We start from the raw sequence: 11,750 nt of genomic DNA on the forward strand, positions 1-11,750 counted from the left end.
CCAACTGGTCAGTTTGTTCGGGCGAGCAGCGGTGCAGCCTTGGCACCGACCCACTGGCTCATATCCACCGCATTGGTCACGCGGAAAACCTCGCCCTTCCCGTTGAGGAACAGCTCTTCCATCTCTGGCCGGGTGAAGGGGCGTGAGCCGAGGCGGCCGAAGATGGCCATCTGCCCGCCCGTTTCGTCAACGCCACGGTCACGGTCCAGCCCTTTCGACAGCGCCAGTGCAGGCGTTGGCGTGCGCGCCCACGCGATCAGTTCGGGCTTGGGTTCGGGCGAGAAACCATAAAAGTTCGGCTGGCTCGACGGACTGGTGAGCTGAAGCACTTTCACCCCGTTCCGCCCATCGGCGACATAGGCGAATAGCGTAGCGTTGGTGGATGCGACGATCACGTCCTCGGCATCGGTCAGCTTACCATCGGCAGTATAACTGGTGAAGATCGACGGGCGCGTGGGTGCCGTTATGTCGACGATCACGAGTCCCTGCCCCTTGGCGGCCACATAAGCATAGGTACGGGCAAGGTAGACGCGGCGGGCATCGGCCAACGGGACTGTTGCCCCGGCAACGGGCTTAGGCTGCGCCAGATTGGTCACGTCCATCAGTTCGAGGCCATTGGACGTCGTCACCCACAGATAGCGGAACTGCACTGCGGTGCCGCGCGGGTCGTTCAATGGAACGACCGAAGTGACGCGCGGATCGAGGCAAGTTTCACCACCCTTCTTTGCGCTTACCTCGCAAGGCTTTTCCGCAGACCAAGGCTTGGTCAGGTGGACGGTGACGAGCGCCTTGTCGGTAACGACATAGGCATAGTCGCCCGCCAGCGTGATGTGCCGCGCACCGGTCAGCACACCATCGGGATTGAAGGTAAAGGCGCGGTCGAAGAAGTTGTTGCGGAATTCGCCATCGGCCAGCGTATCGACATTGACCGCGATCAGCCCTTCGACCGCATCGGTGACGAAGGCATAGCTGTAAATCGGCGAGAACGGCTGCTCCTGATTGAGGCCGCGCAGTTCCGGCGTATTGCGCGTGGGCGCGATGGCCTGATTGGTGGGCAGCGCCATGCAAGTGGCGTTTTTCGTCTTCACGTGGGTATCGTGGCCGAGCGACGAGAACGGCGCGGTGACGATGCGCTCCGAGAAGCCCTTGTCGCCAATTGCGGCGATATCATAGGCGCGGAAACCGCCAGTGCCTTCGGCGACGAACATATATTCGCCGCGCATCTGCAGGCAGCGCACCGCGTCCTTGGTGCCTTCGACGACGTTGGCGAACTGTTCCTGCCCCGTGGTTTCGCCGGAGAGTTTGGAATCGAACGGTTTGCCGCGAGTCCAGTTCTTCAGTTCGCGGTCATTCTTCTCGACGTGCTGCTTCCAGTAATCGGGATAGGCATAGCGGTGGAGATAGGAGCCGATCACGGCCTGCGGCTCGTCCCACTCGGTCACGCGCACGGCTTCGAAACCCCCTTCGAGGCCGAACCATGCGTTCATGCCCACAAAGTTCACATAGTTGGTGCCGAGCAGCAGGAGCTGCGCCATGACCGCGTTGTTGTCCTCATCCTGACTGACGTGGCAGTCGGTGCACTGCTTCGTCTCGTTCTTGCGGACGGTGTGCGGGAAGTGCGGCGCGAAGGCCTGCGACGAGTAGCCAATTGATGAGATCGGCGGCTGCTGCACATAGATGCGTTCGCGATTGATGTTGGTCGACGACAGGATCAACGCAGAGGTGGAGCGGATCGGCGCAGTTATCGCCTTCCCGCTGACGGGATTGCCTGCCGCATCGAACTGCACCGGATCGGAACCGGACGACTTGTTGCGCTGGTGTTTGCCAAGTTGGAACATGTCATCACGCGCAACCTGCGGGTTATAGGTGGCATAGTTGCGCGTGTAGTCTTCCTCGTACTTGTGCGTGGCCGACTTCCAGTTGGCCTCAATCGGCAAATGGCAGCCCGCGCACGATGTCGTCCATGAAAGGTGACAGGTGAAGCAGGCCATATCGTCATCGCGGTGGGCGCGTGCTTCCTTGGGAATGCCGGTCCCGAATTTGTAATCGCCATCGTCCGAGGCGGACTTTGCCATCAGTTTGGCGCGCGCGGCTTTGGGGTTGAAGATGGGTGCGCCGGTGCTGTCCACCTTTCCTGCAAAGCGGGCATCGACCGAGTCTTTCACGAGGCTCACACGCCACGACAAGTTAGGATCGATGATCGAACGCTGCACCAATACGCGTCGGCCATCGGCTTCGTTGAACCATTCGAAGCGGCGCTGGCCATCGGCGTTGCGGATCAGCGCAAGGTTGTTGCCCTTTTCCGGCGCCGCGAGGTTCGACGTCAGCAGCGTGGGATAGGCATCAGGCGTGCCGTGGCAATCCTTGCACCCGATCTCCACGGCATTGGCGACTTCGCCATAGATCAAGCCGTTGCCGTGGCTGTCCTGCGCAAAGTGGCAATCGGCGCACTGCATGCCGAGTTGGGCATGAATGTCCATCATGTGGACGGCCTTGCCGGGATTGTCGGGACCGACGTCGACGAACTTGCCCTCGGTGCCTTTGCGGAACTTTTCGGGGTCGTTTGGATCGATGATGTGCGCGGTGTCGGTGCCGTAGGTGCTCATGTCGCCACCATCGTCGAGCAGGTTGCCGCGACGGTCACGCTTGAGAATGGCGCGAAAGTTCCAGCCGTGGCCGTGATAGTCGGCGAACTGGGTGTCCTTCAACTGGCTGTTGAGGTCATAGACGTTGCGCAGGAATTCCACATCGCGCCACAGCCCGCGCGTGGCTGCGCCTTCAGGGTTGCGGTCCAGCACTTCGCGCTGTTCGTCGATGTTGGGGTAGAACTGCTTCTTGAACGCCTTCTGGTAATCCGCATCCGACATGCCGGCAGGCTTGGGCGCGCGGTTTTCCGGTCCGGGCCACATGCTCGGCGCGTCGGACTCATAGTCCCACATGATGTAGCCGAGGTAGGTGTTCAGGAAGATGTTCGGCTGGTGCATGTGGCAGTTCATGCACTGCGCGGTGGGAATGGCGCGAGTGAAGGCGTGGACCAACGGGTGGCCGCGTTCGCGATCCTGCATGGCGACGGGGCCAGTGGGTTCATGCGAGTCATCGCCGTGGCCGGCATCGTGGCCACCACCGTGCTTGGCTTCAGCCTTCTTCGCATGGCCCTTCTCGTCCAGCCCGGCAAGCGCGTGGGCGCTGGCCTGGTCCATCTTGTCATGGTCCATCGAGCCATGCGGTGCGACACCCTTCGCGGGGGAATAAACCAGTTGTTCCGCCGACGAGATCGCGCGGGCGCAATCGGCTTCCATGTCGTGCGAGGCTTCGGAATCTGACTTGTCGCCGCCCATGTATGCACGCTGCCCGCCCAGCACCGTGCCGCGCACCTTGTCATGCACTTCATGCGCTGCGGCGTCATAGGTGCCATAGGCGCCCTTGCGGTGCTGGCCTTCGCGCAAGCTGTTGATCGTGGGATCGGACGTGATCGTCTGTCCATCACGCCCGCACTTGCCATAGTTCAACGAGTGACGCGGTTCACGGTCATTTGCGTAGATCACATGGCACGACGCACAGCCCGAGGAACGATAATCACCCGGTTGATCATTGGTGCCCATCTGAAACAGGAAAGGGTCGTTCAGGCGCGTCTTGTGGATGTTCAGGACCGGGATCGCGACGCGCAGACCTGTGGCCGGGCCACGGTTCGACTGCTTGAGATCGGGGCGGCCCGGCTCATCAAGACGCTGGATAAGGCCGGTCGAGTTGGGCAGACCAATTTCAGGGAACTGCGGGTTGATCGTGCGGCCACCGTCTTCGAACACGCGGAACACGTCGCCCGGAGGTATCTGGTGCCAGCGTGGCAGCGGATAGAGAATCGGAAGTGCGCCACGTGCCTTTTCCTTCGGCGTCACCGTGCCCCACATCGGTTTGCCATCGGGGCCGATTTCCTTCGAGGCAGACTTCAGCAGCGCCGGCTCGCCGTTGCGGGTGAAGCTTTCCCCGAACATGTAGTTCTTGAAGGGAACGATGCCGTTGTTATAGGCAGCCCCACCCCAGAGCATCGCACCGGTGGACATGATCGAGCGTTCGGACGCTTCGATGATCGACATGTGGCACGCCCCGCAGGAATCGCGTGCCACGCGATAGTCAGAGGGGTTGACGAAACGGATGAAGTCCGGGCTCTCCTTCGCGAGCAGCGCATAGGAGCGCTTGGGATTTGCCGAGGATGGCCAACCCCACGCGACCGGATACTTCGGCAATACGTGGGCGTCCTTCATCGCGCCAACATATTCCATCGAATTGCGGCTCCACGAGCGGTCAGCGACAACCTTGGTATCGCCACCGTGGCAATCGGCGCAGGAAAGCACGACCGCCGGACTGGCGTGCATCGTGCGATGGTCGCTTTGCGTATGGCAGCTAACGCAACCGGCGTTTTGCTTGTCAACGTAGGCCCATTGCTCTTCCGCCGTATCGCCCAGCTGGCCGCGCGGGGCAGCCGGAGCGCGGGTGTGCGTGACCTTCTGCGCCACTTCCTCGCCCGAAGCCCAAAGTGCGGTCGGCACCGACAGCGCAGCCAGCAGCGCCAGCAGCCAAGCTACGGGAAGGGGGCGGAATCGGCGCGTGGGGATCATGGGCTGGGTCATCAAAAGGCCAGAGTCGCGTTGGCGAGGACGGAATAGAAGCGGCTGGCCTTGCCCATCTGCGAGAACAGATTGTCAAAGCCCTTGCCGGGCTCGAGAACCGCGCCCGACAGGCGGAAAACCAGGTTCTGCGAGGCGCTGGGCCGCCAGATAGCCGAAACCGAAGCATCCCATCCGATGTCCTTGGGGATAGAGCCTTCGTTGCGCAGCACTTGCAGCACTTTCGTGTTCTGGAACCACAGATGGTTGACGTTGGTCGAGACCCGCGTGGTGGGCGTCAGATCGAAATCGGCGCCAAGGCCCAGCAGCATCGTGCCAGGATTGGTGAAGTTCGACTGTCCCTGCTCTTTCGACGAGCGCAGCGAATTGAGAATGCCGTTGCGGCCATTGATCGAGATCGCGCGCCCGCCGCCCGCAAAGGGAATTGTCTGGCGAATCCAGTAGCTGGTGTCTGCCCCTGCGAATTGCGGGTTTTCGAATATGGCGTCGAAACCGCCTTCCACCTTGTCGTAAGGATCGCTGTCGCCGCTCGCATAGAGGCCTGAAACGCGGATGCGCGTCCAGTCAATGTCATAGCTCAGTTCAGCCGCTGCCATGAAGGCGCGGATGCTGGCGGGGCCGCTGGTAAGGAAATTGTTGCTGTCATGCCCCAGCGCGCCATAGAATTGCCCGGTCAAGTTGATCCGTCCGATGCGCCCATCGGCGGCATAGCCAAGATAGACCACATCATAATTACGCCCGCGCAGATCGCCCAGCAAAGCCGGGCGGACCGGGAAACCGTTCTTGTCGACCGCCACTTCACCGCGTTCACGGTTGATGTTCCATGTGGCGGAAAGCTGGCTGGTCAAGCCGACAATGGGGAAGTCCTGACGATAGACATTTGCCATCAGCAGGAAATCGTCACGCGGGGTCTGCGTGATGTCGTTCAGGCCGGAGTTGGTGTCCTTCTCCAGACGCCAGAACGCGGCCAGATTGAACTGGAAGCGGTTGTTGTCCCGGTTGCCGAAAAGGCGGATGCCCAACTGGTTGTCGTTGAACAGGAAGCCGCGAAAGTCTGACTGCATCGGCTGGATGCCAGCGCGGACCGAGAAGAAATCGTAGCGCTTTGAATCGTACTGGCCAAGGTGGTAGTCCACGAAGGCTTCCTGCAGCCCCACGAAACCATCGGTACGCCGCGTACCCTTTGACGGTTCGACGAACAGTACGCGCCGTTCGGGCACTTGCACGTGGTTGATATTGCCAGCAATCGCGATGCGATATTCGATCACCGGCGGCTTGAACGCAGTCATGCCCTTGAGCAGCGAGACGCTGGCGATGAACGTCTGCGCGAGTACGAGACTGTTGCTGCGGCCAAAGACGTCAATCTGGCTAGGGTTGCTCGTGGTCTGATTGCCGACGGGAATGGGGAAGCTGCGCGGTTCGACAATCGTATCGGACACCGCGCCTGCGATCAGGAACCAGTCGTCGCCTTTGAGAAATCCGGGGCGCTTGCCACGCGCGAGCGGTCGATCACCTTTAAGCAAATTATGGTGAAACGGATCGAGCGAAGAATGGCAGACATGCTGCAACCGGGGGAACAGCGTGTAGAGCGAAAGATCACGGACACCGGTTGTCTTGTCCTTCTGCGGGCAGAGCGAGGACACGATACGCCAACGATCGGGCACGCCGACGTCGAGCGCGAGATTACCCATCGGGCCTTCGCCATCGTATTTGTCGTAAAAGGCTTCAGGCGGCGGGGCGTTGACCGCGCCAGGATTGTCCTGATCAACCTTTTCAGGGAGCTGCTTGGTATAACCGGGACGGCGACGCCCATCGATAAGCGCTTCGTCTGCCTCGGTTTCACCGCCCGGAAGCGCAGTCGTATTGGGATCGACCTGTTGAGATGCGCCATCTGCCGCTGGAACAATGGTGGTTTGTGGAGCAAGCGCATCTGGCGCTGTCGCCTCTGCTGCTGCCAGCACCTGAAACGGCGTCATCGGCAGGGCTACCGGCTGAGGCAGTCCGAACGCCGGTGCGATCAGGGCAAGCATCGGCTGCATCATTTACCCTCGCAGACGTTCTGTTCGCTCGTATCGAGGAACGGAGCAAAGGGGCAGTTCACGTAGCGCAAGCGCACCCCGCTGCCGACTGCAATGACAATGGTATCTGCGCGCATATCCTTGGGCGCATTGCCGATCCCACCTGCCTTGGCCCCGCCATTGTGCAGGCCAAGGAACGAGATCATGTCGTCCTGATCGATACCATCGCCCGACACCCCGATCGCGCCGACGAGGCGGTTACCGCGATAGATCGGCACAGAGCCGGGGAATATCTGGATGCCATTGGCAAGGCGCTTCTTGCCCGTCGGCGTGTTGGGCACGGTTGAGCAAGTCTGCGGCGTATCGCTGCCTGCCCCCTGCACGAATCCGGCGTGCTGCACCACATTTCCTGCGACGAGCGCGATCTGCAAGCCCGTGGCAAACGGGCTGAAATCGTCAATCGGGCGCGACAACGGGCCGGGGGGGCGTCCGAGTTCACCATCAGGGAAATAGGGACGCGACAGATTGCCGCCCGACCGGTCGGCAAAGGCCTTGCCTCCGGTCAAAGCCGTCTGGTCGCCCAGAAAATCTCGCACGCGCTGTACGAACACGTTTGCGCCAGGCGTGGCCAAAAGCTGCTGTGCGGCGACCGGATTGGAGAAAAATGCCGCTGTGCGCGCCTTTTGCAATGACACATCGGTGCCGAAGATCGGCGCATCGGGACTACGTACCTGCCCCAGCACTTCGCCATAAGTGTCGACGATCGAGATGGTCACTTGCGCCCGGCTATCGAGCGGTCGGCGGATTTGCGCGCGCGCGCGGGTCATCACCGTAAAGGCCTCTTCCATCACGGTGCGGACTTCAGCCGCCGAGAGCGCCTGCCCGACGTCCGCCCCGTCAGTCCCGGCCTTGATCGGGAAGCGCGGATTTCCTGCGCCATCCGTCAACAGATAGGCATCTGCTAGCGAGAACTCCGAAGCGTTGACTCGCCGGATGCCACTGCGCTCGGTGCCATAGGCAGTTCCTGCCAGCACCGCCGTGCCGTCGTAATAGCCATTCACCGGGATCAGCGTGCCGCGTACGTTGTTGATCGCGGAAAAGCTGGTCTGCAAGGCAGAGAGCTTTGCAGGCTGGGCATCGGCAAAGCGCAGCGTCGTGCCATCTGCCGTGATCCGATCACCCCTGATATCCGCTGCCGGAGCGAAGTTCTGAATACCAGCGAGAGCGATGTACTCTTCGGCGTCTTCGTCGACATCGCTGACGTCGGGATCATAGCCATAATCGCCGTCGGCCATCACGCCGATGCCGCCTACGACCACGCCGTTCTTGTAAAGCGGCAAGCCGCCTGCATCGGCAGCAAGACCGAGCGGCGAACGCTTCGGACCGATGAACGCGCCGCTGCCTGCGTTGCCGGTGATGAAGCGGGTGTTGAGATCGGAACAGGGAAGCTGGCTGAACTGCACGCCGAACAGCGGGCCGGATTCCAGGCCGGGCGTGTTGGGCGCGGGCGGAAAGTGTTCCTGCACGATCTCGCTGGCGGTTCGGGTGGTAAAAGCATTGCCACTGGACGAAAGATAGGCTGCCGTGATCGCCTTGCTGATAGCCCCCATCGTTGCCTCGACATCAAGGCCCTGCGCATCGATTCCGGGATTGGCAATGCGGCCAGTGGCCGTGCGGCGGCTGGTGAGCATCCGGCTGGGCGCGCCGTTCATGCGGAACACGGCAAGCACATTCCCGACGCGGTCCACTACGCTGATAATCGCAGGCTTGCTGCGCGCCTGCGCCTCACCCACGGCCTGCGCAACGATCTGTTGTACCTCGCTGGCGGTCAGCGCTTCCTGCGCCGGATCGGCAAAGAAGCGCGACGATGCGGTGGGGGTTGGTGTGGGCGTGAACGTATCGCCAGAGCCGGAATCACCTCCGCCACAGCCTGCCAGCGCAAGCGAAAAGGAAAGCGCGATGGCAGTCGTTTGCCTGAGAGCCAGCGGCAACTGCATCAGCGCAGGCTCCGAATGGAACGAACCGCCCCGCCCAGCGCGCGGCGGAAGGCAAAGGGCTGGAACCCGTTGGGATCGCGCACGGCGGCATAGGCCTGATTGATCTGGATGCGCAGACCGCTGGCGGCAGATGCAGAAACCATGCCCTGATTGACCATTCCGCCCAGCAGGGTGTCCACCGCCATGACCGATTGCACCGCGCCTTCATAATCGGTGAAGCGGTCACCGATGGCATCGCTCGCGATAGAATCCATGATCGCAAAAGTCTGTTCGCGGGTAAAGCTGGAGGACGCAAAGCGGCTGGAAAGCGCATCAGCCGATTGGCGCAGCGCCTGTGCCGCCGCAACGGTTTCGGCCCGCCCGGCTAGCATCGCGCGATGAAATGCCTTGGCCCGCGCGTCGAACGTGGCAGCCGCATCGGGCGCGACGACCTTGGCCGCGGCCAGCAGCATGATCATGTTTTCATCATTATAGGGCGGTGTGCCGAGATCGACCGGACGGCCCGGATTGGGCACGGCAGTAACATTGCCACCCGCCTCGCCATCGTAGATTCGGCGATGGCAGGAATGGCAGTCATAGAACGTGAATTCGGGGAAGATGCCATCGACCGCGCGCGACGACTGACTGAACAGTTCGAGGCTGCGCTTTACTGCTTCTGCCTGACCCACAGCCCACATCCGCATCGCATTCGTTTTGCCACCCTTCCGCGTGACGTAATCGGCGTCCTCGTCGTGATGGGCCTGAAGGGTGGTGAAGAGGTCCAGTTCGAACGAAATGCGCGGATGGCCCGCCGCCATTATGCGGTGCGCGATGAACTGACCACGCGCATCGCCGGAGAAATGGCAGTTGAGGCAGACTTGCGCCTTGACCTGCGGGTTGACCAGATCGGTCATGCCCTGCGCCACATTGCGGCGATGGCTTGCGCCAACGGTATAGTGGGTGGAGAGCCAGCCGCCCGACGCACCGTGACAGGCTTCACAATCAACGCCGTCTGCCACACGAGCCGCACCGGGCGAGGCATGACAACCCGCGCATTCGCGCTGGGCGCCGGCGGCATCAAGGCCGAGGCGGCGCACGATGGCCTGTCCGCGCGGCTCCTGCACCACGCGCCATGCGCGGCTGTGTGCGCCCGTGGGCGAGGATTCTTCCTGCCAGCGCAACAGCTCGTCCTGACGGACAACAGCGCCATCGGCTATGCTCCGCCCATGACAGGTGGAACCGGCGCATGATGCCACACCAGTGTGGCCACGAGGGGTTTCGGCAGCGGGTTCGGCCCTGACAGAATCAGGACCGACCAGCGTAGAGACGCCAAGCGCGGCCCCTGCCATCGCCAGACATGCCGCGAACGCAAGCGTTCCTGAACGGGAAACCGTCTGGAATGCAGCCGCAAGCCGCTGTTTGCCCTTGAAAATGCCCAGCATTGCCCCTCGTCCCCACCGGCTGGCGAGGCGTCCGACTTTACGTCTGTGACGACACCCCAAACCGGAAGTGCTGCAATGCGACCCCGTTGAACCGAGACTAGGCCACCAACCGAGTTGGGTTCAAGTGGCTAAACACCCTTTCTCACACAATTCAGCAATACATGGCGTCAGAAGCGCCGATTTTGACCGTTCACGACCTGCGGATTACCATGTTTCGGATCTCGGACATGTCTTCCATCGCAAAGCGGATGCCTTCGCGGCCAAGGCCGGAATCCTTCACCCCGCCATAGGGCATGTTGTCGACGCGGTAGGACGACACATCGTTCACCACGATGCCGCCGACGTCCAGCACGTCCCACGCGCCCAGCACCTTCTGGATGTCCGACGTGAAAAGACCCGCCTGCAGGCCGAACTTGCTATCGTTCACCTCGTCCATTGCGGTATCCCAATCGGTGAACTTCGACAGGATCACCACCGGGCCGAACGCTTCTTCGGTGTAAACGTCCATATCGCGCTTGCAGCCTTCCAGCAGCGTAGCTTCGAGCATGTTGCCATCGCATCCGCCACCTGCCAGCAGTGTTGCCCCACCCGCCACGGCTGCGTCGATCCACGTCTTCAGGCGTTGCGCTTCCTTGGCCGAGATCATCGGACCGATGAAGGTATCGCGGTTCTTGGGGTCGCCAGACTTCAAGGCCTTTACCTTGGCCGCCAGCATATCACGGAAGTGGTCGTATATCTCGGCATGGATGATCACGCGCTGCACGTGGATGCACGACTGCCCCGACTGGTAATACCCGCCGAAGATGATCCGGGCGAGCGCGTGTTCAAGATCGGCGTCCTTGTCGACCACGACAGCCGCATTCCCGCCGAGTTCCAGCACGACCTTCTTCTTGCCGCTCTTCGCCTTAAGCGCCCAGCCCACATCGGGCGAACCAGTGAACGAGAGCAGCTTGAGCCGCTCGTCCGTGGTGAACAGGTCTGCGCCATCGCGGCTGGCCGGCAGGATAGAGAATGCGCCTTCGGGCAGAACGTCGCACTCAGCCAGAACTTCGCCCATGATGATCGCCCCCAGCGGCGTCAGGCTGGCGGGCTTCATCACGAAGGGGCATCCCATCGCAATGGCAGGCGCGATCTTGTGCGCGGCAAGGTTCAGCGGAAAGTTGAAGGGCGAAATAAAGCTGCACGGCCCGATCGGCACGCGCTTCCACATGCCCATATAGCCCTTGGCACGCGGCGAAATGTCGAGCGGCTGGACTTCGCCATAGTTGCGCGTCGCTTCTTCTGCAGCGATGCGGAAGGTGTCGATCAGGCGGCCCACCTCGCCTTCGGAATCGGCAATCGGCTTGCCCGCTTCCACGCACAGGGCATAGGCCAGCTCGTCCTTGCGTTCGGCAAAACGCTTCACGCAATGGTCGAGCACGTCACGCTTTTCGTAGCTTGCCAGCTTTGCCATCGGCTCCGCCGCGCGCACGGCCCCGGCAATCGCCTCGTCGATCACGTCGGGCGTGGCCAGTGCGGTGCGGAATGCCACCTCGCCGGTGAACTTGTCGGTCACCGCAAGATCGGTGTTGGGCTGCACCGCCTTGTTGTTGAGGTAGAGCGGGTAGACGTCTTTCAGCTTCATCATCGTTCTCCCCCCTCCCTTCAGGGGAGGGGCAGGGGGTGGGGGCTTGCGGCAGGCGCTGCGTA

The 11,750-nt window shown here is 61.8% G+C and carries 5 protein-coding genes; all 5 read right to left on the bottom strand.

Annotated elements, in window-relative coordinates:
• Positions 1-8: 8 nt before the first annotated feature.
• A complete protein-coding gene (locus HGI47_RS11905; protein WP_168852985.1) occupies positions 9-4,628 on the bottom strand; it encodes an LVIVD repeat-containing protein in 4,620 nt (1,539 codons plus the stop codon).
• The gene (locus HGI47_RS11910; RefSeq protein WP_168853032.1) at positions 4,628-6,664 is read right to left on the bottom strand and encodes a hypothetical protein; all 2,037 of its coding nucleotides are present in this window, start codon (positions 6,662-6,664) and stop codon (positions 4,628-4,630) included. Before HGI47_RS11910 ends, HGI47_RS11905 begins: the two co-directional genes overlap by 1 nt.
• Positions 6,664-8,640 (bottom strand): heme-binding protein, encoded by a 1,977-nt coding sequence (locus tag HGI47_RS11915; RefSeq protein WP_168852986.1) that lies wholly within the window; start codon positions 8,638-8,640, stop codon positions 6,664-6,666. Before HGI47_RS11915 ends, HGI47_RS11910 begins: the two co-directional genes overlap by 1 nt.
• On the bottom strand, positions 8,640-10,061 hold the full coding sequence (locus tag HGI47_RS11920; protein ID WP_240950147.1) for a cytochrome c family protein: 1,422 nt from the start codon (positions 10,059-10,061) through the stop codon (positions 8,640-8,642). Before HGI47_RS11920 ends, HGI47_RS11915 begins: the two co-directional genes overlap by 1 nt.
• A gap of 190 nt (positions 10,062-10,251) precedes the next feature.
• On the bottom strand, positions 10,252-11,688 hold the full coding sequence (locus HGI47_RS11925; RefSeq protein WP_168852987.1) for an aldehyde dehydrogenase family protein: 1,437 nt from the start codon (positions 11,686-11,688) through the stop codon (positions 10,252-10,254).
• Between the last annotated feature and the right edge of the window lie 62 nt (positions 11,689-11,750).

This window comes from Novosphingobium sp. ERN07 (genome assembly GCF_012641335.1).
GTDB lineage: Bacteria > Pseudomonadota > Alphaproteobacteria > Sphingomonadales > Sphingomonadaceae > Novosphingobium.

Bases quoted from the DNA above. Each gene is read 5' to 3' on its own strand.
- HGI47_RS11905 (WP_168852985.1), bottom strand. From the start codon at position 4,628: ATGACCCAGCCCATGATCCCCACGCGCCGATTCCGCCCCCTTCCCGTA.
- HGI47_RS11910 (WP_168853032.1), bottom strand. From the start codon at position 6,664: ATGCAGCCGATGCTTGCCCTGATCGCACCGGCGTTCGGACTGCCTCAG.
- HGI47_RS11915 (WP_168852986.1), bottom strand. From the start codon at position 8,640: ATGCAGTTGCCGCTGGCTCTCAGGCAAACGACTGCCATCGCGCTTTCC.
- HGI47_RS11920 (WP_240950147.1), bottom strand. From the start codon at position 10,061: ATGCTGGGCATTTTCAAGGGCAAACAGCGGCTTGCGGCTGCATTCCAG.
- HGI47_RS11925 (WP_168852987.1), bottom strand. From the start codon at position 11,688: ATGATGAAGCTGAAAGACGTCTACCCGCTCTACCTCAACAACAAGGCG.